Genomic DNA, 22,666 nt, shown 5'->3' on the forward strand with positions numbered 1-22,666 from the left:
GGGGCCCTCGCCGTATCCGGGTCAGGAAGGCGAGGGAGCGGGCGCCGGGCTCGCCGACGGCCGGACCACGTCGCCGAGCGTCGGGACCGCCTCCGGACGGGAGCGGACGGCGTCCGTGCACTCCCAGGCCCTCGGCGGATCCGCGTCGGGACCGCCCAGGACCACCGGGCCCGGCCCCGGCGACACCGCGTCGCTCTCCGCGAGCGTGCACACCAGCTGCGACAGCGCCACCGGGGGCAGGTCCTCGGGCTTGCGGCTCAGCCGTACGGTGCCCTGCGGATCTCCCGGCCGCGGCGCCGAGGCCGCCAGCAGGGCCGGCACCTCGCTGGTGAAGCCGGCCTCCCGCTCCTCCGCCGACGGCTCCCGCTGGAGCACCTCCAGCAGGGCCTGGGTGACGAGCACCGCCACGTCCGGCGCGGGCCGCTTCTCCGGCACCGGCACCACCCGCTGGACGCCCACCAGCTGCGCCCCGCAGACCAGTTCCACCGTGGCCCGGATGCCCTGCATCCCGCCGGTTCCGGCGGGCGTGCTCGGCGGCGTCGATGGTTTCTTGCAGGAGACCCGCGAGGGCGCCGGGCCCACGTCCACCGGCACGGTGGTCGCGCGGATCCCGCACCCCGACAGGAGTCCCAGGGACAGCAGGCTCAGGACCGTCACCGCGGCCGTCGCGCCACGCCCCGCCGTCCTGCGCTCCGCCGTTCCGCGACCCGTCGAACCGGGCTTCGCCGTCCTACGCCTCGTCGTCATCGTCACCGGCGATCACCTTCCCCACGTCCACCGGCAGCCGCAGCGTGAACAGCGCACCGCCCTGCGCCCCGTTCTCCGCGGTGATGTCGCCGCCGTGGATGTGCGCGTTCTCCATCGCGATGGACAGCCCGAGCCCGCTGCCGTCGGACTTCGGCCGCGACGCGCTCGCCTTGTAGAACCGGTCGAAGACGTGCGGCAGTACGGCCTCGGGGATGCCCGGCCCGTTGTCCCGTACGGCGATGACCAGCCAGTCCCCCTCCACCCGGATGGAGACCCGGACCGGCGATCCGCCGTGCTTGAGCGCGTTGCCGATCAGGTTGGCCAGGATCACGTCGAGCCGCCGCGGGTCGAGCCGCGCCACGATGCCGCGCTCCGCGTCGAGTTCGACCGCGTCCAGCCACGCCCGCGTGTCGATGCACGCCGTCACCTGGTCGGCGACGTCCACGTCGTCCAGCACCAGCCGCGCCGTTCCCGCGTCGAAGCGGGTGACCTCCATGAGGTTCTCCACCAGGTCGTTCAGCCGCCTGGTCTCGCTCACGACCAGCCCCACCGCCGGTGCGATCATCGGATCGAGATCGTCGACCTCGTCCTCCAGCACCTCGGCGACCGCCGTCAACGCCGTCAGCGGCGTGCGCAGTTCGTGGGACATGTCCGCGACGAACCGCCGGCTGGACTCCTCCCGCGCGCTCATGTCGGCGACCTTCTTCTCCAGCGCCTCCGCCGTCTTGTTGAAGGTGTGGGCCAGGTCGGCGAGTTCGTCCGTCCCCGACACCTCCAGCCGGTGGTCCAGCTCCCCCTCGCCGAGCCGGCGCGCCGCGTCGCCGAGCCGCTGCACGGGTCGCAGGACCGTACGGGCCGCGGCCTGCGCGAGCAGCGCGGACCCGAGCAGCGCGAGACCGGTGGCGATGGTCAGCGACCAGGCCAGGGCGTTGAGGTCGTCGCGCTCCTGGGCGAGGGACTTGTACATGTAGCCGGTCGGGCCGCCGCCCACGATCCGGGTGCCGCCGACCAGGTAGGGGTTCCCGTCCGGCTTCGTCCGCTGCCAGTACACGTGGTACTCGGCGTCGTTGGCCGAGGTGGTCTTCTGCCGGTCGTCGACGGCGTGCTGGAGCGACTTCGGTACGTCGGCCAGCGAGAAGGCGTCGAGACCGCCGCTACCGGCCACCTTGCGGCCGTCCTTCTCGTCCACCAGCAGCACGCTGTAGCCGGGGCTGCTGCCCGCCATCATCTCGGCGGTGTGCTGCAGCTCCTCCTGCGTCGGGTCGGCGGGCAGCGCCGCGGCCCGGTCCTGCATCTCCTGCCGGAAGTCGCCGAGGGCGGCGTCCTGGGTCCGGGTCAGGACGGCCTCGCGGTTGAGCCAGTACGCGATCCCGGACGCGGAGACGGCGGCCGTCAGGGCGACCAGCGCGAACACGACGAGGAGCCGCAGCCGCAGGCTGGTCCAGCGCCGGCCCGCGAACAGGGCTCGGATCACTGCGGGGAATCCAGTCGGTAACCGACGCCCCGCACGGTACGGATCAAGGTGGGCGACGAGGGCACTTCCTCGACCTTGGCGCGCAGCCGCTGCACGCAGGCGTCGACGAGCCGCGAGTCACCGAGGTAGTCGTGCTCCCACACCAGCCGCAGCAGCTGCTGGCGGGAGAGTGCCTGACCGGGGCGGCGGCTGAGCTCCAGGAGCAGCCGCAGCTCGGTCGGGGTGAGCTGGAGGTCCTCGCCGTTCTTGGTCACCGTCATGGCGGAGCGGTCGATGACCAGCGGGCCGAAGACCGCGGTGTCGGTGGACTCGCGCTCGCCGCGGCGCAGCACCGCCCGGATGCGGGCGTCGAGCACCCGGCCCTGCACGGGCTTGACGACGTAGTCGTCGGCTCCCGACTCCAGGCCGACGACCACGTCGATGTCGTCGTTGCGCGCGGTGAGCAGGATGATCGGCAGCTGGTCGGTGCGGCGGATGCGCCGGCACACCTCGAAGCCGTCGATGCCGGGCAGCATGACGTCGAGCACGATCAGGTCGGGCCGCTGCTCACGCAGCAGTTTGAGGCCGTCCTCGCCCGTCGCCGCGGTGGCCACACGGTGGCCCTGGCGTGACAGCGAGAGTTCGAGGGCCGTGCGGATGGCGTCGTCGTCCTCGATGAGCAACAGGAATGGCACGGGCTCATTCTGTCCCATCGCCCCTCGGGACTTCGACCGCGCGGCGGCTCCAATCCGGGCACGAATTCCCCCGGGCCCCTGTGACAGGCCTGTGACAGTCGAAGGACACCCCGGTTATCTCGGGCGGGCAGTCTTCTTGGCAACGGACCAGACAGACTCCACGACGGGGGGCGCGAGATGAACACGCTGCACAGCACCAGCACCGGCGCGATTGTCACGCGGCTGCACGATGTGAACCGCCGCACGGCAATCCGTACGGCGACGGCCCCTTCCCGGCGGCCGGCGCACGTGGTGGCCATCGACGCGAAGACCTACGAGCGCCCCTCCGTCCCCGCCCAGCGCACGGCGGGCTCCCCGGACGTCCCGGACTCCTCGAACGAAGCCGAGTTCACGGCGTACGTCCAGGAGCGGCGCGCCGCTCTGTACGCGACGGCCTTCCACCTGACCGGCGACCGCTACGAGGCCGAGGACCTGCTGCAGACCGCGCTGTTCTCCACGTACCGCGCCTGGGACCGCATCAGCGACAAGGCCGCCGTCGGCGGGTACCTGCGCCGCACGATGACGAACCTGCACATCAGCGCCTGGCGCCGGCGCAAGCTCAACGAGTACCCGACGGAGGAGCTGCCGGAGACGGCCTCGGACACGGACGCCATGGGCGGTACGGAGCTGCGCGCCGTGCTGTGGCAGGCACTGACCCGCATTCCGGAGCCGCAGCGCACGATGCTGGTGCTCCGGTACTACGAGGGCCGCACGGACCCGGAGATCGCGGAGATCCTGGGCATCAGCGTCGGCACGGTGAAGTCGAGCATCTGGCGTTCGCTGCGGCGGATGCGCGAGGACGAGGCGCTGAGCTTCGGCCGCGACGAGTCGGAGTCCTTCGAAGACCTGGTCGCGTAGGCGCGGCCACACGGACCATCGGGCCAGGGGGCCCGTCCTGCGGGGGTGGGGCGGGGGCCACGGGGGAAAAAGGCGGGATCATGCGGCCGGGGGTCCGCAGGGTCCCGCCTTTTCACGTTCCTAGACCGCGGCGGCAGCCCGGTGCCGCCCCGCCGCTGCTGCGGCAAGCCGCCCGAGGGCCTCGTCGCGGCCGCAGGCGTGCGCGCCCAGCGCGGTGTGCCGGGCCACGATGCCCCGCTCGGCCCGCATGAGCCGCCACCCGCGCCGCAGGAGCATCGGCACCGATTTGCGGCCCTCGCGCAGGTCACGGGCCAGGCGGCGGCGGAAGGTGGTGCTGGGCCGCCCGCGCAGGCAGAGCGCGTCCGCCAGCAGTCCGAGCTCCTGGCAGCGCGCCACGACGTCCGCCGCGAAGATCCCCTCCGCGATGAACAGCGGGGTCCGGCCGATGTCCAGCGTCTCGGTGCCGGTGCGGGAGCTGGTCGCGATGTCGTACACCGGGACCTCGGTGCGGCCGGTGCGGCACAGCTCCGCGACGGCGGCGACGGCGACCTCGGCGTCCCACGACAGCGGGGAGTCCCAGTCGATGTCGGAGCTGCCCTCGACCAGCGGCAGGGTCGGGTCGTCGCCCTCCTTGTAGAAGTCGTCCAGGCGCAGGACGGGCAGGCCCGAACGGGCGGCCAGCGAGGACTTGCCGGAGCCCGAGGGCCCGGTCAGCAGCACGACGCGCGTAGGCAAAGGAGAAGAACAGCTCACGGAACAACAGTGTGAACTATTACCTCGCGCAGGGGACCTACCCAAAGACCCGTTGGTATCCAGGATCACACCTCCACTACGCTGCGTGCGCGCACGACTACGTCCCCACACGAGCCCACAGGCGGGAATCCATGGCACGTCACGCAGCCCCCAAAGCCCCCCTCCCCAAGGCGCTGCGCACCGCAGGCCTGACCTTCTCGATGGCCGGTGCGGCCCTCGCGATGGCTGCCGGCGGCGCCCAGGCGGGCGAGCTCGATGTTCCGGCGGCCCTCGCAGGGGTCTCCGACCCGATCTCTAACCTCAAGGTGAATCCGCTGGCCCACACCGGCGTGGACCCCCTCGACAACGGCGTGGCCACCAAGGTCGCGGATTTCCCGTCCGTCGGCACGGGCATGGTCACGGGCATCCTGACCCAGGGGCCGTCGGTCGGCGAGCTGCCCACCGCCGCGGTCTCCTCGCTGCTCGGACCGGTCCTCCCCAAGCAGTAAGCACGAAGAGGCCCCGGCAGCGCGGGGGACGCCGCCGGGGCCCGTCTTCGGGGGGGTGGGGCCTCTGGGCCCCTAGTAAGAAGATCCGCCCGCGCCCAGCGACCCGGTCGGGTGCCAGACGGTCTTGGTCTCCAGGAACGCCGTCATGCGCGCCGTGCCCGGGTCCGCGCTCCAGTCGTCCACAGGCTGTGGACGCAGGACGCGCTTGAGGTTGTCCGCGGCCGCGATCTCCAGCTCCTTGGCCAGCGCCTCGCCGGCGCCCGCCAGGTCGATCGCGTTGACGTCCTGGTGGGACGCCAGGTGCGGGCCCATCTCGGCGGCCTTGCCGGACAGGATGTTGACCACGCCGCCGGGCAGGTCGGAGGTGGCCAGGACCTCGCCGAGGGAGAGCGCCGGGAGCGGCGCCTTCTCGGAGGCGATGACGACGACCGTGTTGCCGGTGGCGATCACCGGGGCGATCACCGAGACCAGTCCGAGGAAGGACGAGTCCTGCGGGGCCACGACCGTGACCACGCCGGTCGGCTCGGGGGTGGAGAGGTTGAAGAACGGGCCCGCGACCGGGTTGGCCCCGCCCACGATCTGGCCGATCTTGTCGGTCCAGCCCGCGTACCAGACCCAGCGGTCGATGGCCGCGTCCACGACGGCCGCGGCCTTGGTCTTGGACAGGCCCTCGGCCTCGCCGACCTCGCGGACGAACTGCTCGCGGCGGCCCTCCAGCATCTCGGCGACGCGGTAGAGGATCTGGCCGCGGTTGTACGCGGTCGCGCCCGACCAGCCGCCGAAGGCCTTGCGGGCCGCGACGACCGCGTCACGGGCGTCCTTGCGGGAGGACAGGGGTGCGTTGGCCAGCCACTTGCCCTTGGAGTCGGACACCTCGTACACCCGGCCGCTCTCGGAGCGGGGGAACTTGCCCCCGACGTACAGCTTGTAGGTCTTGAAGACGCTCAGACGCGTCTGCGCCGAAGAATCAGACATCGAGGTAGCCCTCCAGGCCGTGACGGCCGCCTTCGCGCCCGAAGCCCGACTCCTTGTAGCCGCCGAAGGGCGAGGTCGGGTCGAACTTGTTGAACGTGTTGGCCCACACCACACCCGCACGGAGCTTGTTGGCGACCGCGAGGATGCGGCTGCCCTTCTCCGTCCAGATGCCGGCGGACAGGCCGTACTGGCTGTTGTTGGCCTTGGCGACGGCCTCGTCGGGCGTGCGGAAGGTCAGCACGGACAGCACCGGGCCGAAGATCTCGTCGCGGGCGACGGTGTGCGACTGGGAGACGTTCGTGAAGAGCGTCGGGGCGAACCAGTAGCCGGCGTTCGGCAGTTCGCACGGCGCCGACCAGCGCTCGGCGCCCTCCGCCTCGCCGGTGTCCGCGAGGGCGGTGATCCGGGCGAGCTGCTCGGCGGAGTTGATCGCGCCGATGTCGGTGTTCTTGTCGAGCGGGTCGCCCAGGCGCAGCGTGGTCAGCCGGCGCTTGAGCGAGTCGATCAGCTCGTCGTGGATCGACTCCTGGACCAGGAGGCGCGAGCCCGCGCAGCAGACCTGGCCCTGGTTGAAGAAGATGCCGCTGACGATGCCCTCGACGGCCTGGTCGATGGGGGCGTCGTCGAAGACGATGTTGGCACCCTTGCCGCCCAGCTCCAGGGTGAGCCTCTTGGAGGTGCCGGCGACCTGGCGCGCGATGGCCTTGCCGACGGCGGTGGAGCCGGTGAAGGCGACCTTGTTCACGTCCGGGTGCTCGACGAGGGCCGCGCCCGCGTCCCCGTACCCGGGGAGGATGTTGACGACACCCTTGGGCAGGCCCGCCTGGCGGCAGATGTCCGCGAAGAAGAGCGCGGACAGCGGGGTCGTCTGGGCCGGCTTGAGCACGACCGTGTTGCCCGTGGCGAGCGCCGGGGCGATCTTCCAGGCGAGCATCATCAGCGGGAAGTTCCACGGGATGACCTGGCCGGCCACGCCGAGGGGGCGGGGGTTCGCGCCGTAGCCCGCGTGGTCGAGTTTGTCGGCCCAGCCCGCGTAGTAGAAGAAGTGCGCGGCGACGAGCGGGAGGTCCGCGTCGCGGGTCTCCCGGATCGGCTTGCCGTTGTCGAGGGTCTCCAGGACGGCCAGCTCGCGGCTGCGCTCCTGGATGATCCGGGCGATGCGGAAGAGGTACTTGGCGCGCTCGGAGCCGGGCAGCGCGGACCACTTCTCGAAGGCCTTGCGGGCGGCCTTCACGGCACGGTCCACGTCGGCGGCGCCGGCCTGCGCGATCTCGGAGAGGACCTCTTCGGAGGCCGGGGAGACGGTCTTGAAGACCTTGCCGTCCGCCGCGTCGGTGAACTCGCCGTCGATGAAAAGCCCGTAGGAGGGCGCGATGTCGACGACGGACCGGGACTCGGGGGCGGGTGCGTACTCGAATGCGGATGCCATGATGATCAGTCCACCGTCACGTAGTCGGGACCGGAGTAACGGCCGGTGCTCAGCTTCTGGCGCTGCATCAACAGGTCGTTGAGCAGGCTGGAGGCTCCGAAGCGGAACCAGTGGTTGGACAGCCAGTCCTCGCCCACGGTCTCGTTGACCAGGACCAGGAACTTGATCGCGTCCTTGGTGGTCCGGATGCCGCCGGCCGGCTTCACGCCGATCTGGATTCCAGTCTGCGCCTTGAAGTCGCGGACGGCTTCGAGCATGAGCAGCGTGTTCGCGGGCGTCGCGTTGACCCCGACCTTGCCGGTGGACGTCTTGATGAAGTCGGCCCCGGCCATCATGCCGATCCAGGAGGCGCGGCGGATGTTGTCGTACGTGGACAGCTCGCCGGTCTCGAAGATCACCTTGAGCCGGGCCGCGCTGCCGTCGGGACGGACGCAGGCCGCCTTGACGGAGCGGATCAGCTCGTAGGTGTCGAGGTAGTGGCCGGCGAGGAAGGCGCCACGGTCGATGACCATGTCGATCTCGTCGGCGCCGGCGGCCACGGCGTCGGCCGTGTCGGCGAGCTTGACGGGCAGGGCCGCGCGGCCGGCCGGGAAGGCCGTGGCGACGGAGGCGACCTTGACGTCGGCGCCGTTCAGGGCGGCCTTGGCGGTGGCCACCATGTCGGGGTACACGCAGACGGCGGCCGTCATGGGCGTGGTGCGGTCGGTCGGATCGGGGTTGGCTGCCTTGGCGGAGAGCGCCCGGACCTTGCCCGGGGTATCCGCGCCTTCCAGCGTCGTCAGGTCGATCATCGAGATGGCGAGGTCGATGGCGTACGCCTTGGCCGTCGTCTTGATCGAGCGGGTGCCGAGGGAGGCCGCGCGGGCCTCCAGGCCGACAGCGTCGACGCCGGGCAGCCCGTGCAGGAAGCGGCGCAGCGCACTGTCGGACGTCGTCACGTCAGCGAATGCGGTGAGGGTGGTGGGCATGGTCACCACATGAGCATATCTACGCGCGTAGCGGCCTGTCACCCCCTCCCCCCGATTCATTCGGAATCGGACACCCCGCTTGCTCCCGGCAGCCGTCCCGGCCCGCCCCTCCCGTACGCCGATCTCGTGGGCTGAGACGGCTTGAGGCAGAATCTGCCGCATGAGCAGCGAGCAGCCCACCGAAGAGCCGGCGTACGACGACCGGGTCTACCGTTCCCCGATGGCCACCGTCACCGGGGTGGTACTGCTCGCGCTGCTCGCGTGGCTCTGCGGGGACGCCGTGGTGCGGGGCTCCGGGAACGTCCCGTGGATCGCCCTCGCCACCGTTCTGTGCCTGGCCCCGGTCATCGTCGCGTTCACGGTCCGTCCGGCCGTCTTCGCCAACGACGACCGGCTGCGCGTGCGCAACCCCTTCCGGGTCATCGAGCTGCCCTGGGCGGCCGTCGACACCGTGCGGGCCCGGTTCTCCGCCGAGGTGCTGGCGGAGGGGGCGACGTACCAGATGTGGTCCATCGCGGTCTCCCTGCGGGAGCGCAAGAAGGCCAACCGCCGCCAGGCCGGCCGGCTCGGTCTGGGCAACGGACAGGCCAAGACCCCGGACGAGGACGTCCGCCGGGCCTCCGCCGACCGGATCGTCGACGAGCTCCGGGAACTGCACGAGCGCTGCGCCTCGCGGGCCGGCGCGCAGGGCTCGGTGAAGGTCTCCTGGTCGTACGAGATCATCGCGCCCGCCGTGATCGGCGCGCTCATCCTGATTGTGCTGCTCGCCACCGGCTGACCGGGGGTTTCCCCGGAACCGCGAGCACCGGAACCCGCGTCTCCACTGGCGTGCACCGTCTCGAGGGCAACCGTGTCAAGGGCAGCGGCAGCGCCGTCGCCGTACAGCTGTGGATCCGGCTTCTCACCGGGGTCCTGCTGGCCGCCCACCTCCTGCTCGTCGGCTGGCTGATGCTGCGCCCGCTGGACGTGCCCTGGGCGGCGGCGGCCAATCTGACCCCGCTGGAGGGGATCAGGGCCGACCTCTCCTACGGGCCCCTGGAGGCCGCCCGCCGGATCGGCGGCGGGCTGGCGCTGCTGGCCCCGCTCGGGGTGCTGCTGCCGCTGATCAGCGGCCGGGTGGAGCTTTCGCCGCTGGCCACGTGGTCCTCGCTGGCCCGGACGGCCGCCGCGGGCGCGCTGTTCTCGGTCGGCATCGAGATGTTCCAGATGGCGGTCCCGGGGCAGGTCGTCGATGTGGATTCGGTGCTGCTGAACACCCTCGGCGTGGTGCTCGCGCACCTGGCCGTCATCCCGGCCCTGCGGTCCCGGCTGCGGCGCTCTCAGGGCCGGACCCCGAGAATTACCAGGGTCGGGCTCGGCCCTTGGACCGACGTTCTGTCCTCTGTTCAGCGGGAGTATTGAGGCATCGCGGGAAAACATCCCGCGGACCGCACAACGACCGAGGAGAGACCATGAGCGCCCTTGCCCGCCCCCGTGACGGACGATGGATCGGCGGAGTCTGTGCCGGTCTGGCGCGCCGGTTCGGAATATCCGCGAACACGATGCGGATCATCTTCGTCGTCTCGTGCCTGCTGCCCGGCCCGCAGTTCCTCCTTTACCTGGCGCTGTGGGTGCTCCTGCCGAACGAGAAGTCGGGCACCCCTTCCGCCGCCACCGGCTGGTAGCCGGACGGACCGGGAATTCAGCGCGCGGCGCGGACCTTCTGCAGCTGCTTGTCCGCGACCTCGTGCGGAACCTGGGGGGTCTGGCGGCCGCCCGCGACGTTGAGAGCCATGAGACGCACGACGGTGTCGCCCTGGCGTACGACGACCAGGTGCACCTGGGCGGTGACGCCCTCGGCGGCCGCGGTCGTGGTCCAGCTGACGCTCTCGTCGCCGCCCGTCTTGTAGTCGGCCGCCTTCACCTCGCGGTACGCGCCGCTCTGCTTCTCGACGGTGGCGGTGAAGCCGGTGGCGCAGGCCGCCACGGCGTCCTTCAGCCGGGCGATCAGCGCCTTGGCGTCGGACTCGGCGTAGGAGCTGACGGAGGCGGAGACGGCCAGGCCCATCTGCTTCTGGGAGCCGATGCCCCGGTTCACGGTCTCGCGCGCCGCCGGGTCGGGCTTGTCGCCCATGATGTCGGCGAGCGGCTGGCAGGCCTTGCGGTCCGCCTGCGGCTGGCCGTCGGGGGCGTTCGGGTTCTTGCCGTTCGCGGAGATCTGGTAGCCGGTCAGGTCGCCCTGCTCCAGGGCGGAGCGCTCCAGCCGGCTGCCGCCCTGCTTGGGAGCGTTCGTACCGCCCGCACCGCCCGCACCGCCCGCAGCGCCGGCTGTGCCGCTGCCCGCGGAGCCGGGGGCACCCGTGCCGGCCGAGCCCGCCGACGCGGACTGCCCGGGCGCGCTCGCGGAGCCCTTCGGGTCCGGGCCCTTGCCGGAGGCCGGGGTGTTCGTACTGCCGCAGCCCACCATCGCGGACAGCAGGGCGGGGAGCAGTACGGCCGTGGCCGTTCGTGCCTTCATTCGCATGATCGAAACCTCATACCCATGGGGTCGGCGGGCAGTTGGCGGTGATCCTGGCACATGCCGCGACGCGGCACACACCCGTTCGAAGAGGTGTGCGCCGCGTGGGCGTGCGTGCGAATCGCGTACGGGTCGCGTACGAATCCGACAGGGGATCCTGAGTGGATCAGGCGCCGAGGCCGCTGGTCGGCAGACCGCCGAGCAGGCCGGTCACCGGGCCGAGCACGGCGGCCGGGTCGCTCGCGTCGGAGGCCTGCTGGCCCTCTTCGGCGGCCACGTGCTGCTGGCTGGTCGCGCCCTGGACCGCGCCCGTGACGGTGCCCAGCGCGTCACTGAGACCGACGGCGGGGACGGCCGAGGCGCTACCGGCGGCGACGGCGGCGAAGGCGGCACCGAGAGCGGCAACACCGAGGGTCTTGGCAGCTGTGTGCTTCATGAAGAATCGTCCTTGCGACGGGGAAATGAGCGGCTCCGCAAACTAGTCACTTCAAACCCCCTCTCGCAAACATCATTAAATACGAGAAAGCGCCCGGGAATTGCTCCTCCCGGGCGCTTTCAGTTCGTCATGCCTTGGCCTAGGCCGAGACGGAACCGCTGGTGGAAGCGGTCTGACGGAACAGCCATTCCGACTTCAGCTCCGCATAACCGGGCTTGATCACGTCGTTGATCATGGCCAGTCGTTCATCGAAAGGAATGAACGCGGACTTCATCGCATTGACCGTGAACCACTGCATGTCGTCGAGCGAGTAGCCGAAGGTGTCGACCAGGTGCTCGAACTCGCGGCTCATGCTGGTGCCGCTCATCAGCCGGTTGTCGGTGTTGACCGTCAGCCTGAAGTGCAGTTTCCGCAGCAGGCCGATCGGGTGCTCGGCATAGGAGAGCGCCGCACCCGTCTGCAGGTTCGACGTCGGGCACATCTCCAGCGGGATCCGCTTGTCCCGGACGTACGAGGCCAGGCGGCCCAGCGTCACGGAACCGTCGGCGGCGACCTCGATGTCATCGATGATCTTCACACCGTGGCCGAGCCGGTCGGCGCCGCACCACTGCAGGGCCTGCCAGATCGACGGCAGGCCGAAGGCCTCGCCCGCGTGGATGGTGAAGTGGTTGTTCTCGCGCTTGAGGTACTCGAAGGCGTCGAGGTGGCGGGTGGGAGGGAACCCGGCCTCGGCGCCGGCGATGTCGAAGCCGACGACGCCGTTGTCGCGGTAGCGGTTGGCCAGCTCCGCGATCTCCAGCGCGCGGGCCGCGTGCCGCATCGCGGTCAGCAGCGCGCCGACGCGGATCCGGTGACCGTTGGCCTTCGCGCGGCGCTCGCCCTCGCGGAAGCCCTCGTTGACCGTCTCGACGACCTCTTCGAGGGTCAGGCCGGCTTCCAGGTGCTGCTCGGGCGCGTAACGGATCTCCGCGTAGACGACGCCGTCCTCGGCGAGGTCCTCGGCGCACTCGGCGGCCACCCGGAAGAGGGCCGCCTTCGTCTGCATGACCGCGCAGGTGTGGGCGAAGGTCTCCAGGTAGCGCGGCAGGGAACCGGAGTCGGCGGCCTCCCGGAACCAGATGCCGAGCTTGTCGGCGTCGGTCTCGGGAAGGTTCTCGTAGCCGACCTCGCGGGCCAGCTCGATGATGGTCCCGGGGCGCAGTCCACCGTCGAGGTGGTCGTGCAGGAGCACCTTCGGGGAGCGGCTGATCTGATCCGGGGTGGGCAGGTTGGGGGTCTCGCTCGTCATCTGGGCACTCTAGCTCCTACGCGCGTAGAGCGGTGAGACGGAGTCCGCCCCCGATATGTAACAGTGACCGCGCGGACGGGTGGCGTACACCTCGGCGTCTGAGACTGTTCCGTCATGGCACAGCATGCGCCGCCGGCGCGCGGGGCCCGCCTGGGGCGGGCGGCCGGCGCGAACGGCTCGGTCTCAACGGTCAGTGGTGTGGTGCTCCTTCTCCCCGGAGCGTCCAGATTGTCCCCCGGTCCGGTACGTCCGCTGGCTCGGGCCCTGGCCCGTGCGGGCGCGGCGGACGGGCTGGTCACGCACCAGGTCATCCACGGTGCGGGCACCCGGGAAGGGGACGCCCAGTGGGCCGCGGACGAGGTGGTCCGCCGGTACGGGGACGTCCCGGTGTGCCTGGCCGGCTACGACGCGGGCGGCCGGGCGGCGCTCGCCGCGGCCGGCCACGAAGCCGTCAACTCCGTTCTGGCACTCGCCCCTTCGTTCCCGCGGCAGTCCGACACCGACTCCCCCGAACCGGTGAAGCAGCTCTCGGGCCGCCGGGTCCTGATCGTGCACGGCACCAACGACGCCCGCAGCGACCCGGAGTTGTCGTACCGGCTGGCGACCCGGGCGAAGAAGGCGAACCGCACGACGTGCCGCTTCGAGGTGCACTCCGACGGGCACGGGCTGCGCGAGCACCAGGACGAAGTCGTGGCCCTGTCCGTGGACTTCGTACTGGGCTCCGTGTTCTCGGGGCCCTACTCGCGACCGGTCACCGACGCGCTGGCGGCTCCCCCGCCGCTGGGCCTGCGGATGCCGCTGGCCTCCGGCTACAAGCGGTCCCTGCGCGGCTGACACCCCACGCCTACGACGGAGGGCGGCGGGGCGGAGGGCCCCGAAGGGCAGCGACTGCCCGGAAGGGCAAGGAAGGCCCCCGAAGGGCAGCCGCGCGCTGCGGGCCGAAGCGCCCGGATTCGGTGTGGTCACGCCGGGCCGTCCGTGCCGGCCGCGCCGTCCCCTCCCGGTCGGATGACACGGGCGGGCCCGGCGCGACCACCTTGAGGCACACGCCCGCGCGAGGGCGCGATGCCAGGCCGGCGAAGCGCGGACTTGAAAATGCCCGCGCCCTCCCCCGAGAACGCCGTGGTACCACTGTGCCGGTTAGGCCTATCCTCACGAAGATCGGAGGGCATCGTCTTGGTGCCTTGCGGGAACACGAGGGGTTTACGAATCGGCACAGGCCGGGACGAATATGTATATGCCATCGGATGAAACGGACCAACTGAGCTCCGTGGCCCGGCGTCTTTACGGGTACGCGGCCGAGCGGCACACGTTTTCCGAGACGGAAGCCGGCGAGGCGCTCGGCGAGTCGGTCGGCGACGCCCTCGCCGAACTCGCGGCGGCCCACCTGATCCAGCCCCGCTCCCACCCGGCCTCCGCCGCGGACGGCGTCCGCCCCGACGAGCCCGCGCGGGTGTGCTGGAGCGCCGTGTCCCCGCGGGCCGCGGTGGCCCGGACGCTGGCCCCGCTGGCCCTGCGGGTGCGCGAGACCCACGACGAGATGGACCGGCTGCGCGACCGGCTGGAGAACCTGCTCCCCGCGTACGAGGCGGGCGCCGACCTGCGCGACCGGGGCGGGGCGAACGCCCTGGAGCTGGTCACCGACCCGGACGCGCTGCAGGACCTGATCGGGGAGCTCATCGCCTCGGCCGAGTCCGAGGTGCTGACCTGCCACCCGGGCGGCGGCCGCAGCACGGCGACCCTGGAGGGGGCGGTGGTCCGGGACGAGGCGATGCTGGCCCGGGGCGTGCGGATGCGCACCCTCTACCAGCACACCGCCCGCTACTCCCGCCCGACGGCCGCCTACGTGGAGCGGGTGACCGCGCTCGGCTCGCAGGTCCGTACCGTCGGCGACGGGCTGATGCGGATGATCCTCGTCGACCGGCACACCGGGCTGATGGAGGTACAGGACGACATCAAGGCGGCGCTGGTGGTGCGCGAGCCCAACGTCGTCCACTTCATGGCGCAGACCTTCGAGCGCTGCTGGGCGGAGGCCGAGCCCTTCAGCACCACCGTCGGGCCGGACCAGGCCCGTTCGATCTCCGACGAGCTGCGCCAGAACATCGTGCGGCTCCTGGCGGAGGGGCTGGAGGACAAGGTCATCGCCCGGCGCCTCGGCATGTCGGAGCGGACCTGCCAGCGCCACATCGCCGAGATCATGCGGGCGGTGGGGGCCAAGTCCCGTTTCCAGGCGGGGTTCCTGCTGTCGGCGACGGCCGCGGCCGCCGCCTCCGCCACCCGCACCCCGCTCACTCACCCCCCGGCTGAAGCTCCGGAATCAGCCGCCCCCGACGGGACAGCAGAAACTTCTTGAACTCCGCCACCGGAGGCGTGTCCGGGTGCCCGTCGAGCCACGCCACCCCGATCTCGCGGACCGCGCGCGGGGCGGTGACCGTCAGCTCGACGACCCCGGGCCGGGCCACCGCCGGCGGCGGCAGCAGCGCCACACCGAGACCGGCGGCGACGAGCCCGCGCAGGGTCTCGGCCTCCTCGCCCTCGAAGGCGACCCGGGGCGTGAACCCGGCCTCCGCGCACAGGTCGTCGGTGATGCGGCGCAGCCCGTAGCCCGGCTCCAGGGTGACGAAGGTTTCCTCGGCGGCTTCCGCGAGGCGGATCCGCTTGCGCGTGGCGAGCCGGTGGTCGTCGGGGACCACCAGGCGCAGCCGCTGCTCGTCGAGCCGCCGGGCCACCAGGTCCGGGGCGTCGGGCAGCGGCGAGGTCAGGCAGAGGTCGAGCTCGCCGGCGCGCAGCCGCTCCAGCATGGCCTCGCCGTAGTTCTGGACCAGGGAGAACCGCACGCCGGGGTGGTCGGCCCGGAAGGCCCGGATCAGGCCGGGTACGGTCTCGGGGCCCAGGGTGTGCAGGAAGCCGAAGGCGACCTTGCCGAAGGACGGGTCGGCGTCCTGCTGTACGGAGCCGGCGGCGCGGGCGATCTCGGCCAGCGAGCGCTCCGCCGAGGCGAGGAAGGTGCGGCCCGCGACGGTGAGGGCGACCGTACGGCCCTTGCGGGCGAACAGGGTGACGCCCAGGTCCTGTTCGAGGCGGACCATGGCCCGCGACAGGGTGGACTGGGGAACGCCCAGCTCGTGCGCGGCGCGGGTGACGTGCTCGTGCCGGGCGACGGCGACGAAGTAGGCGAGGCGCGGGGCCAGCGCATGTGTCACGGCCATGTCTTCTTCGTAACGACTCATCGATAGACACCCATCTGACCTGCGCTGATGCATGGATGGATTGATTATCGCGAATCCGTGCATTGGACGCATGAAAAGGACGGGCCTACCGTCGTAGGCATGCCTCCCGCTCATACCGGGGCACCCGTCATCCCGGGTGCCTCCACCCCGTCGTTCCCGGCCTCCGCACCCGAGGCCCCCGCCTCCGCACCCGAGGCGCACGAGCCCGGCCGTCCCGGCTACCGCCGCCTCAGCCTGGCGCTCTTCGCCGCCGGTCTGGCCACCTTCGCCCTCCTCTACTCCACCCAGGCGCTGCTGCCCGCGATCTCCGACGGCTTCGGCGTGACGGCGGGTCAGGCCAGCTGGACGGTCTCCGCGGCCACCGGTGCGCTCGCGCTGTTCGTCCTGCCGCTCAGCGCGCTCTCGGAGCGTTTCGGGCGGACCCGGATGATGACCTGCTCGATGGTGATCGCGGTCGGCGTCGGCCTCCTCGTGCCCTTCGCACCGAACCTGGAGTGGCTGATCGCGCTGCGCGCCGTTCAGGGCGCGGCGATCGCCGGCATCCCGGCCTCCGCGATGGCGTACCTGGCGGAAGAGGTGAAGCCGAAGGCGCTGGTCGCCGCGATCGGCCTGTTCGTGGCGGGCAACTCCATCGGCGGCATGAGCGGCCGCCTCGTCACGGGCTGGGCGGCCCAGGTCTGGGGCTGGCGCGGCGGGCTGCTGGCCGTCGGCCTGATGTCGCTGGCCTGCGCGGCGGCGTTCCTGGTCCTCCTGCCCCGGGCCCGGTTCTTCCGGCCGGCCTCGCTGAACCCGCGTGAGGTGGGACGTACCGTCTCCGGGCACCTGCGCGATCCGCTGCTGCTGCGGCTGTACGGGATCGGCGCGCTGTTCATGACCGTGTTCGGGGCGGTGTACACGGTCATCGGCTACCGCCTGGTGGACGAGCCGTTCTCGCTCGGGCAGGGCCTCATCGGCTCGATCTTCCTGATCTACCTGGTCGGTACGGTCTCCTCGGCGGCGGCCGGGCAGCTGGTGGCCCGGCTGGGCCGGCGCGGCGCGCTGTACCTGGCGGTGACCACGACGGCGGCGGGCCTGTTCCTCTCCCTCGCGGAGTCCCTCACCGCGATCCTGCTCGGCCTGATCCTCATCACGGCGGGCTTCTTCGCGGGCCACGCGGTGGCCTCCGCGGCGGTGAGCCGTACGGCGAAGACGGGCCGCGCGCAGGCCTCGGCGCTCTACCAGTCGGCGTACTACGTCGGCTCCAGCGCCGGCGGCACGCTGGGCGCCCTCGCCTACCACTCGGCGGGCTGGGCGGCCACGGTCACCCTCGCGCTGCTCGCGGTCGCCGGGGTCGTCACGATCACCCTGTACGGGTCGCACGCGGCCCGTACGGCCCGGATCGCGGCGCTCGCGGCGCGCTGAGGGCCGCCCCACCGGGGCCGTCAGTCCCGGATGGCATGATCGCCGATCATGTCCATAGTCAACGTTCACCTCATACTCGGCAGCACGGTCAGCATGATCTGCCCGGCCCGCGTGGTGGAGTCCGGCGCCGACGGCCTGCTGCTGTGGGTCGCCCCGGGCACCCCGCTCTGGCGCGCCACCATCCCGGCCGGCACCCACCTTCGGGACCTGCCGCCGGAGGGCTCGTACCCACTGCGGGCGGACCGGTGGCGCCACGGCGGCGCGCTGATCCTGCAGCCGGCCGGGGCGGGGCACGCGGTGTGGTGGAGCTTCACGCTGGAGCAGGAGTTCCGCAGCTGGTACGTGAACCTGGAATCCCGCGTCCGCACCGGGGACGGCGCGGACGTGCACGTGACCGACCAGGAACTCGACATCACGGTGACCCCGGACCGCGCGTGGGAGTGGAAGGACGAGGAGTCCTTCGCCGCGAAGACGGGCCACCCGGTGTACTGGACGCGGGACGAGGCCGCCTCCATCCGCGCGGAGGGCGTCCGCGTCACGCGGCTCATCGACTCGGCCGCCTATCCCTTCGACGGCACGTGGTGCGACTTCAGCCCGCCGGCGTCCTGGCCCCTCCCGGACCGCCCGCCCCTGCCCCTGGCCGCGGTCACGGCCCCGTCGGGGGTGCTCGTCCTGGGCAAGGCCGGCTGGATCGACCACCGCCCGGACGACACCCCGCCCCTCTCCGACCGCGCCCTGGCCATGGCGGCGACGGGCGGCGGCCACCTCCACGACGGCGGGGCGGCCGGGCCCGAGCCGTGGGGCTTCGAGGCCGTGGCCGTCCCCGCCGCCACCGACCGCCCCCTGCCGGTACGGGCCTGGACCTCGCCTTCCCCCTTCGACGGCGAACCGGTGATCTCCGCCCTGGAGATATCCCTCGGCCTCCCCTGGACCCACGGCCCGGACCCGGTCCCCCTCGGCGACCTCCCGGTCGACCGCTGCGGCATGGTCCTGGGCGACGCCCGCGCCCTGGACGCCTTCGAAGGGCTGAACGGCGAAGCCGTGAACGGCCTGGCGGACGTCACGTACCGGGGCCGGTACGAGGACGAGGCCCAGGCGGTGTTCGGCGGCGGGCCGACCGCCGGAGCATCCGGCCCCCTAGGCTTCCTCGACCTCCCGCTGGGCGAGGCCGCGGCTCTGGCGGAGCGGATCAGGGACTGGGTCAGGGCGGGGCCGGGCAACGGCCTGCGCGTGTCCGTGGAGCCCCACACCGACTACCACCGCGCCCGGCGCGCCGGCTGGGGCCACCCGCTGCTGGCCGGGGCCATCGAGCTGGGCGGCTGCCGGGTGCTCGGGCTCGGCTGGGACCCCGGGGACCACTCCGAGCGGCACCAGGGCGAGCGGGAGGAGGGCCGGGTGTACCCGGTCACCCTGGAGGAGCGCGATGGCGAGGCCGTCCTACGCTGGACCATCCCGCCGTACGAAGGGGAAGGGGAGGCCTGAGATGTCGCTGCCCCATGTGTACCGGGTGACCAAGTACGACCCCGCCGACCGGGCCCCGAACGGGACCTACCAGGGGACGCAGGACTCCGACAGCGACCGCGGGCCGGTCGAGGCCGCGTATCTGGCGGCCGTCGGGGCCTTCGCCGAGGAGAGCGGGGCCGGGCTGCTCACCGTGCGGGATCCGCAGACCTGGTCGAGGAGAGCCCCGCCGCGAACGCCTCCCGCTGGTACCCCATCGGTGACGGGAGCCGGCTCGACGCCGTCCGGGCCGGGCTCGCGCCGCGCGCCCTGCTGAACGTCTGGCCGGGGCTGTCCGCCGACACCGACGGGCTGCTGGCCGGGCTGCCCGAGGAGTTCACGGTCGAATGCGTGTGGGAGGACGCGGACGGCCGGATCTCCAGCGGTGTCGTCGACGAGGAGGAGCGTGCGGAGCTGGCGCGGGTGCTCGCCGGCGCCCGGGCCGCCGCCCTGCTGTCGATCTACGCCGACGAGCGGAAGTCCCTGTTCACCGGTGTGCTGCCGGACGCGGACGGGGTGGTGCGGGCCCGGTGGCAGTTGTAGGGAAACGATCCGCCGCCGCGTGCCGGGCCGCGTGCCGGGCTGCGGTTGTCAGAGCCCTCGGGTAGTTTCCGAAGTACCGGGAACTAGCAGGGGGATCAAGGGACATGACCGAAGCCACCGACCTCGCACCCGAGCTCGACACCGCGCTCGACCGCTACCGCGTGGAGCTCACCGGCTACTGCTACCGCATGCTCGGCTCGGCCTTCGACGCCGAGGACGCGGTACAGGACACCTACATCCGTGCCTGGCGGAGCTTCGAGAAGTTCGAGGGCCGGTCCTCCCTGCGGTCCTGGCTGTACCGGATCGCCACCAACGTCTGCCTGGACCTGCTGAACGCGGGGAACAAGCGGGCCCGGCCCATGGACCTGAGCGCCCCGCAGCACCAGGCCTCCGCCGTGCTCAACGAGCGGCCCGAGGTGACCTGGCTGGAGCCGGTGCCCGACGGGCGGGTGCTGCCGCAGACCGCCGATCCGGCGGAGATGGCGCTGGCCAAGGAGTCCGTACGGCTCGCGTTCGTCGCCGCGCTCCAGCACCTGCCGGCCAAGCAGCGGGCCGTACTGATCCTGCGCGAGGTGCTGGCCTGGAAGGCCGACGAGGTCGCCACCCTGCTGGACACCACCGTCGCGTCGGTGAACAGCGCCCTGCAGCGGGCCCGCGCGACCCTCGCCGCCACCCGGATCCGGGAGAGCGAGTCCGCGGACCCGCTGGACACCGACCAGGTCAAGCTGCTGGAGCAGTACCTCGCCGCCTTCGAGGCGTACGACATCTCCCGGCTCACCGCCCTGCTCCACGAGGACGCGGTGCTGTCGATGCCGCCGTTCGACCTTTGGCTCCAGGGCCACGAGGACATCGCGGCCTGGCACCTGAACCAGGGCATCGGCTGCAAGGGCTCGCGGCTGCTCCCGACCACGGCGAACGGCATGCCCGCCTTCGGCCAGTACCGGCTGCGGGAGGACGGTCAGCCGGGCTGGACCCCGTGGGCGCTCCAGGTGCTGGAGGTGTCAGGGGGGAAGGTCACCGGCCTGAACGCCTTCCTGGACACCGCCCGGTGGTTCCCGCTCTTCGGGCTCCCCGAGCAGCTCGACGAGTCCTACGAGGCCGAGGAGCGCGCGTAAGGCGGGCCCGGCCCCGGTGACCCTGAAGGGCCGGTCCCCGGCGGTGAGCCGCAGCCGGGCCAGCACCTCGACGGTGCGCAGGCCCGGCGCGGTGACGGCGGCGGCGTCGCACACCACCGCGGTCGCCCCGTCCCCGTAGAGCCTCGCCAGCCGAGCGCACAGCTGCGCCACGTCCGGTGCGGCCGGTCCGGGTCCGGGCAGTACGAGTCGAGTCATCTCCACGAGGGGATGACTCCTCTGTTTGCCGGAACTCATCGGCCGCTCAGCACAATGGCGCGATGAAGCCTTCGTACTGGAACCCGCTGCCCACGGCCCGGCGGCTGACCGAGACCGAGTCGCACTTGGACGCGGCGATGTTCACCGGGAAGTGGGAGGAGCGCAACTGGCGCAACGTGCCGGGCCCCTTCTACGCCGGCGAGACCGACAGCCTGGCCATCGGCCGCCTGGACGCTCCCCACCACATCTCGTACGACGACGACCACGGCGGCGGGTTCGGAGGCGAGTTCGTCTTCCGCCAGCCGGTGGACGAGGGCGAGGTCTTCGACATGCTGTGCGGCGCGTCACTGGAGCTCTGTCAGGGCTACAACTGGGACGGCGACGACCACTGGACCGTGGAGGCCGTCCGCGACTGGTGGCGGGACCGCGGGCGGGTCCGTGAATGGGCCGTGGACATAGCCGCCGACTGGGGCGCCGACACCCACCCCCACTGGGGATACAACGCCGACCCGCGGTACCTGGGTCACTACCACGACGCCGCGCAGGGCCACCGGGACTTCGCCGCCTACATCGACGACGGCCTGGAGGCGTACCTGCGCGGCTACCTGTTCTGGCTGGAGCACCGGCGCGAGCCGAAGCCCGGGCAGGCCCTGCCGGACCTGTGAGCCGACGGGCCCGCGAAAAGGCGCCGGCGCGGCTCCGGACGGGGAGCCGCGCCGACGGGATCGTGGGCCGGGACTACGCGATGCGGTCCAGGACGATCGGGGTCGCCGAGAAGGACGTGCCGGCTGCCGCGATGTCGAAGGTGCCGTCCAGTGCGGAGAGGGCGTAGTCGAACTTCTCCGGGGTGTCCGTGTGCAGGGTCATCAGGGGCTGGCCCGCGACCACCGTGTCGCCGGGCTTCGCGTGCAGCTCGATGCCCGCGCCCGCCTGGACCGGGTCCTCCTTGCGCGCGCGGCCGGCGCCCAGGCGCCAGGCACCCACGCCGACGCCGTACGCGTCCAGACGCGTCAGCACGCCCGAGGACGGGGCCGTGACCACGTGCTGCTCGCGCGCGACGGGCAGCGCCGCGTCCGGGTCGCCGCCCTGGGCCGCGATCATCCGGCGCCACACGTCCATCGCGCGGCCGTCGGCCAGGGCCTTCGCCGGGTCGGCGTCCTTGATGCCGGCGGCGTCCAGCATTTCCCGGGCCAGGGCCAGGGTCAGCTCGACGACGTCCGAGGGGCCGCCGCCCGCCAGGACCTCGACGGACTCGCGGATCTCCAGGGCGTTGCCGGCGGTGAGGCCGAGCGGGGTGGACATGTCGGTGAGCAGGGCGACCGTCTTGACCCCGCTGTCCGTGCCCAGGCCGACCATCGTGCGGGCCAGCTCGCGCGCGTCCTCGATGTTCTTCATGAAGGCGCCGGTACCGACCTTCACGTCCAGGACCAGGGAGCCGGTGCCCTCGGCGATCTTCTTCGACATGATCGAGGAGGCGATCAGCGGGATCGCCTCGACGGTGCCGGTCACGTCGCGCAGCGCGTAGAGCTTCTTGTCGGCCGGGGCCAGGCCGTCGCCGGCGGCGCAGATGACGGCGCCGGTGGTGTCCAGGACGTGCAGCATCTCCTCGTTGGAGAGCAGGGCGCGCCAGCCGGGGATGGATTCCAGCTTGTCCAGGGTGCCGCCGGTGTGGCCGAGGCCGCGGCCGGAGAGCTGCGGTACGGCCGCGCCGCAGGCGGCGACGAGCGGGGCCAGCGGCAGGGTGATCTTGTCGCCGACGCCGCCGGTGGAGTGCTTGTCCGCGGTCGGGCGGGACAGGGAGTCGAAGTTCATCCGCTCGCCGCTGGCGATCATCGCGGCGGTCCAGCGGGCGATCTCGGTGCGGTTCATGCCGTTGAGCAGGATGGCCATCGCCAGCGCCGACATCTGCTCGTCGGCGACCACGCCGCGCGTGTACGCGTCGATGACCCAGTCGATCTGCTCGGGGCTCAGTTCACCGCGGTCGCGCTTGGTGCGGATGACGGAGATGACGTCCATGGAAGTGCTTCCTTCTACG

At 72.0% G+C, this 22,666-nt stretch carries 26 protein-coding genes; 13 read left to right on the forward strand and 13 right to left on the reverse strand.

Going from position 1 to position 22,666, the window contains the following annotated elements; translation table 11 throughout:
- Positions 1–21 precede the first annotated feature (21 nt).
- Genes OG276_RS13425 through afsQ1 form a run of 3 tightly spaced genes read right to left on the reverse strand, consistent with a single transcriptional unit; the run spans position 22 to position 2,895 of the window.
- Positions 22–747: a hypothetical protein gene (locus tag OG276_RS13425; RefSeq protein WP_323182409.1), complete on the reverse strand. Its 726-nt coding sequence runs from the start codon at positions 745–747 to the stop codon at positions 22–24.
- Positions 731–2,221: a HAMP domain-containing sensor histidine kinase gene (locus OG276_RS13430; protein WP_266905199.1), complete on the reverse strand. Its 1,491-nt coding sequence runs from the start codon at positions 2,219–2,221 to the stop codon at positions 731–733. Before OG276_RS13430 ends, OG276_RS13425 begins: the two co-directional genes overlap by 17 nt.
- A complete protein-coding gene (gene afsQ1, locus OG276_RS13435) occupies positions 2,218–2,895 on the reverse strand; it encodes a two-component system response regulator AfsQ1 (protein WP_254382550.1) in 678 nt (225 codons plus the stop codon). Before afsQ1 ends, OG276_RS13430 begins: the two co-directional genes overlap by 4 nt.
- Positions 2,896–3,072: 177 nt before the next feature.
- Here afsQ1 and OG276_RS13440 point away from each other — a divergent pair, with 177 nt between their 5' ends.
- Positions 3,073–3,792 carry a SigE family RNA polymerase sigma factor gene (locus tag OG276_RS13440; RefSeq protein ID WP_266905201.1) on the forward strand — a complete coding sequence of 240 codons (720 nt, stop codon included), beginning with the start codon at positions 3,073–3,075 and terminating at the stop codon, positions 3,790–3,792.
- A gap of 120 nt (positions 3,793–3,912) precedes the next feature.
- Here the strand turns inward: OG276_RS13440 and OG276_RS13445 are convergent, their stop codons facing one another.
- Positions 3,913–4,611, reverse strand: a complete 699-nt coding sequence (locus OG276_RS13445) for a uridine kinase (protein ID WP_266912776.1) — start codon at positions 4,609–4,611, stop codon at positions 3,913–3,915.
- A 65-nt stretch (positions 4,612–4,676) separates the two neighbouring features.
- Here OG276_RS13445 and OG276_RS13450 point away from each other — a divergent pair, with 65 nt between their 5' ends.
- Positions 4,677–5,033 carry a hypothetical protein gene (locus tag OG276_RS13450; protein WP_266905203.1) on the forward strand — a complete coding sequence of 119 codons (357 nt, stop codon included), beginning with the start codon at positions 4,677–4,679 and terminating at the stop codon, positions 5,031–5,033.
- 72 nt (positions 5,034–5,105) lie between these two features.
- Here OG276_RS13450 and OG276_RS13455 read toward each other — a convergent pair whose 3' ends face one another.
- The 3 genes from OG276_RS13455 to deoC are packed head-to-tail and all read right to left on the reverse strand — an operon-like array spanning position 5,106 to position 8,405.
- The gene (locus tag OG276_RS13455; protein ID WP_266905205.1) at positions 5,106–6,008 is read right to left on the reverse strand and encodes an aldehyde dehydrogenase family protein; all 903 of its coding nucleotides are present in this window, start codon (positions 6,006–6,008) and stop codon (positions 5,106–5,108) included.
- Complete coding sequence (locus tag OG276_RS13460; protein ID WP_266905207.1) at positions 6,001–7,437, reverse strand: aldehyde dehydrogenase family protein; 1,437 nt, start codon at positions 7,435–7,437, stop codon at positions 6,001–6,003. Before OG276_RS13460 ends, OG276_RS13455 begins: the two co-directional genes overlap by 8 nt.
- A 5-nt stretch (positions 7,438–7,442) precedes the next feature.
- Entirely contained in the window at positions 7,443–8,405 is a 963-nt protein-coding gene (gene deoC / locus OG276_RS13465; RefSeq protein ID WP_266912778.1) for a deoxyribose-phosphate aldolase, read from the reverse strand.
- A 160-nt stretch (positions 8,406–8,565) separates the two neighbouring features.
- Here deoC and OG276_RS13470 point away from each other — a divergent pair, with 160 nt between their 5' ends.
- The 3 genes from OG276_RS13470 to OG276_RS13480 all read left to right on the forward strand — a co-directional run bounded on the left by OG276_RS13470 (position 8,566) and on the right by OG276_RS13480 (position 10,069).
- Positions 8,566–9,183 (forward strand): PH domain-containing protein, encoded by a 618-nt coding sequence (locus OG276_RS13470; protein ID WP_266905209.1) that lies wholly within the window; start codon positions 8,566–8,568, stop codon positions 9,181–9,183.
- 107 nt (positions 9,184–9,290) lie between these two features.
- Entirely contained in the window at positions 9,291–9,806 is a 516-nt protein-coding gene (locus OG276_RS13475; protein WP_266912780.1) for a VanZ family protein, read from the forward strand.
- Positions 9,807–9,856: 50 nt separating this feature from the next.
- Positions 9,857–10,069 (forward strand): PspC domain-containing protein, encoded by a 213-nt coding sequence (locus OG276_RS13480; RefSeq protein WP_266905211.1) that lies wholly within the window; start codon positions 9,857–9,859, stop codon positions 10,067–10,069.
- 17 nt (positions 10,070–10,086) lie between these two features.
- On the opposite strand, the gene OG276_RS13485 is transcribed toward OG276_RS13480, so the two are convergent.
- The 3 genes from OG276_RS13485 to OG276_RS13495 form a co-directional block, all read right to left on the reverse strand.
- A complete protein-coding gene (locus OG276_RS13485) occupies positions 10,087–10,902 on the reverse strand; it encodes a hypothetical protein (protein WP_266905212.1) in 816 nt (271 codons plus the stop codon).
- A gap of 166 nt (positions 10,903–11,068) precedes the next feature.
- Positions 11,069–11,338, reverse strand: coding sequence for a hypothetical protein (locus OG276_RS13490; RefSeq protein WP_266905214.1), 270 nt, complete (start codon positions 11,336–11,338; stop codon positions 11,069–11,071).
- 139 nt (positions 11,339–11,477) lie between these two features.
- On the reverse strand, positions 11,478–12,626 hold the full coding sequence (locus tag OG276_RS13495; RefSeq protein ID WP_266905216.1) for an adenosine deaminase: 1,149 nt from the start codon (positions 12,624–12,626) through the stop codon (positions 11,478–11,480).
- A gap of 114 nt (positions 12,627–12,740) precedes the next feature.
- Here OG276_RS13495 and OG276_RS13500 point away from each other — a divergent pair, with 114 nt between their 5' ends.
- Both OG276_RS13500 and OG276_RS13505 read left to right on the forward strand, forming a co-directional pair.
- The gene (locus OG276_RS13500; RefSeq protein WP_266905218.1) at positions 12,741–13,460 is read left to right on the forward strand and encodes an alpha/beta hydrolase; all 720 of its coding nucleotides are present in this window, start codon (positions 12,741–12,743) and stop codon (positions 13,458–13,460) included.
- A gap of 436 nt (positions 13,461–13,896) precedes the next feature.
- Entirely contained in the window at positions 13,897–14,979 is a 1,083-nt protein-coding gene (locus tag OG276_RS13505) for a helix-turn-helix transcriptional regulator (protein WP_266905220.1), read from the forward strand.
- On the opposite strand, the gene OG276_RS13510 is transcribed toward OG276_RS13505, so the two are convergent.
- A complete protein-coding gene (locus OG276_RS13510) occupies positions 14,915–15,856 on the reverse strand; it encodes a LysR family transcriptional regulator (RefSeq protein ID WP_266905222.1) in 942 nt (313 codons plus the stop codon). The genes OG276_RS13505 and OG276_RS13510 overlap by 65 nt on opposite strands.
- Positions 15,857–15,955: 99 nt before the next feature.
- Here OG276_RS13510 and OG276_RS13515 point away from each other — a divergent pair, with 99 nt between their 5' ends.
- From OG276_RS13515 to OG276_RS13535, 5 genes are all read left to right on the forward strand, one after another.
- Positions 15,956–17,257, forward strand: coding sequence for an MFS transporter (locus OG276_RS13515; RefSeq protein WP_266905224.1), 1,302 nt, complete (start codon positions 15,956–15,958; stop codon positions 17,255–17,257).
- 48 nt (positions 17,258–17,305) lie between these two features.
- Complete coding sequence (locus OG276_RS13520; RefSeq protein ID WP_266905226.1) at positions 17,306–18,739, forward strand: DUF402 domain-containing protein; 1,434 nt, start codon at positions 17,306–17,308, stop codon at positions 18,737–18,739.
- A gap of 1 nt (position 18,740) precedes the next feature.
- Positions 18,741–19,034 (forward strand): hypothetical protein, encoded by a 294-nt coding sequence (locus OG276_RS13525; RefSeq protein ID WP_266905228.1) that lies wholly within the window; start codon positions 18,741–18,743, stop codon positions 19,032–19,034.
- Positions 19,035–19,108: 74 nt separating this feature from the next.
- On the forward strand, positions 19,109–19,300 hold the full coding sequence (locus OG276_RS13530; RefSeq protein WP_266905230.1) for a hypothetical protein: 192 nt from the start codon (positions 19,109–19,111) through the stop codon (positions 19,298–19,300).
- A 104-nt stretch (positions 19,301–19,404) separates the two neighbouring features.
- Positions 19,405–20,415 (forward strand): sigma-70 family RNA polymerase sigma factor, encoded by a 1,011-nt coding sequence (locus tag OG276_RS13535; RefSeq protein WP_266905232.1) that lies wholly within the window; start codon positions 19,405–19,407, stop codon positions 20,413–20,415.
- On the opposite strand, the gene OG276_RS13540 is transcribed toward OG276_RS13535, so the two are convergent.
- Entirely contained in the window at positions 20,302–20,631 is a 330-nt protein-coding gene (locus tag OG276_RS13540) for an STAS domain-containing protein (protein WP_266912782.1), read from the reverse strand. The genes OG276_RS13535 and OG276_RS13540 overlap by 114 nt on opposite strands.
- Before the next feature lie 62 nt (positions 20,632–20,693).
- Between OG276_RS13540 and OG276_RS13545 the strand changes: the two genes are divergently transcribed.
- Positions 20,694–21,296 (forward strand): ferredoxin, encoded by a 603-nt coding sequence (locus tag OG276_RS13545; RefSeq protein ID WP_266905234.1) that lies wholly within the window; start codon positions 20,694–20,696, stop codon positions 21,294–21,296.
- 73 nt (positions 21,297–21,369) lie between these two features.
- On the opposite strand, the gene OG276_RS13550 is transcribed toward OG276_RS13545, so the two are convergent.
- The gene (locus tag OG276_RS13550; RefSeq protein WP_266905236.1) at positions 21,370–22,647 is read right to left on the reverse strand and encodes a thymidine phosphorylase; all 1,278 of its coding nucleotides are present in this window, start codon (positions 22,645–22,647) and stop codon (positions 21,370–21,372) included.
- Positions 22,648–22,666 lie beyond the last annotated feature (19 nt).

The sequence above is a fragment of the Streptomyces sp. NBC_00086 genome (assembly GCF_026343255.1).
In the GTDB taxonomy this organism is placed as follows: Bacteria; Actinomycetota; Actinomycetes; order Streptomycetales; family Streptomycetaceae; genus Streptomyces.

Coding starts and splice junctions, on each gene's coding strand:
- OG276_RS13425 (WP_323182409.1), bottom strand. CDS start 747: ATGACGACGAGGCGTAGGACGGCGAAGCCCGGTTCGACGGGTCGCGGA.
- OG276_RS13440 (WP_266905201.1), top strand. CDS start 3,073: ATGAACACGCTGCACAGCACCAGCACCGGCGCGATTGTCACGCGGCTG.
- OG276_RS13450 (WP_266905203.1), top strand. CDS start 4,677: ATGGCACGTCACGCAGCCCCCAAAGCCCCCCTCCCCAAGGCGCTGCGC.
- OG276_RS13455 (WP_266905205.1), bottom strand. CDS start 6,008: ATGTCTGATTCTTCGGCGCAGACGCGTCTGAGCGTCTTCAAGACCTAC.
- OG276_RS13460 (WP_266905207.1), bottom strand. CDS start 7,437: ATGGCATCCGCATTCGAGTACGCACCCGCCCCCGAGTCCCGGTCCGTC.
- deoC (WP_266912778.1), bottom strand. CDS start 8,405: ATGCCCACCACCCTCACCGCATTCGCTGACGTGACGACGTCCGACAGT.
- OG276_RS13470 (WP_266905209.1), top strand. CDS start 8,566: ATGAGCAGCGAGCAGCCCACCGAAGAGCCGGCGTACGACGACCGGGTC.
- OG276_RS13480 (WP_266905211.1), top strand. CDS start 9,857: ATGAGCGCCCTTGCCCGCCCCCGTGACGGACGATGGATCGGCGGAGTC.
- OG276_RS13485 (WP_266905212.1), bottom strand. CDS start 10,902: ATGAAGGCACGAACGGCCACGGCCGTACTGCTCCCCGCCCTGCTGTCC.
- OG276_RS13490 (WP_266905214.1), bottom strand. CDS start 11,338: ATGAAGCACACAGCTGCCAAGACCCTCGGTGTTGCCGCTCTCGGTGCC.
- OG276_RS13495 (WP_266905216.1), bottom strand. CDS start 12,626: ATGACGAGCGAGACCCCCAACCTGCCCACCCCGGATCAGATCAGCCGC.
- OG276_RS13500 (WP_266905218.1), top strand. CDS start 12,741: ATGGCACAGCATGCGCCGCCGGCGCGCGGGGCCCGCCTGGGGCGGGCG.
- OG276_RS13510 (WP_266905222.1), bottom strand. CDS start 15,856: ATGAGTCGTTACGAAGAAGACATGGCCGTGACACATGCGCTGGCCCCG.
- OG276_RS13515 (WP_266905224.1), top strand. CDS start 15,956: ATGCCTCCCGCTCATACCGGGGCACCCGTCATCCCGGGTGCCTCCACC.
- OG276_RS13520 (WP_266905226.1), top strand. CDS start 17,306: ATGTCCATAGTCAACGTTCACCTCATACTCGGCAGCACGGTCAGCATG.
- OG276_RS13525 (WP_266905228.1), top strand. CDS start 18,741: ATGTCGCTGCCCCATGTGTACCGGGTGACCAAGTACGACCCCGCCGAC.
- OG276_RS13535 (WP_266905232.1), top strand. CDS start 19,405: ATGACCGAAGCCACCGACCTCGCACCCGAGCTCGACACCGCGCTCGAC.
- OG276_RS13540 (WP_266912782.1), bottom strand. CDS start 20,631: ATGACTCGACTCGTACTGCCCGGACCCGGACCGGCCGCACCGGACGTG.
- OG276_RS13545 (WP_266905234.1), top strand. CDS start 20,694: ATGAAGCCTTCGTACTGGAACCCGCTGCCCACGGCCCGGCGGCTGACC.
- OG276_RS13550 (WP_266905236.1), bottom strand. CDS start 22,647: ATGGACGTCATCTCCGTCATCCGCACCAAGCGCGACCGCGGTGAACTG.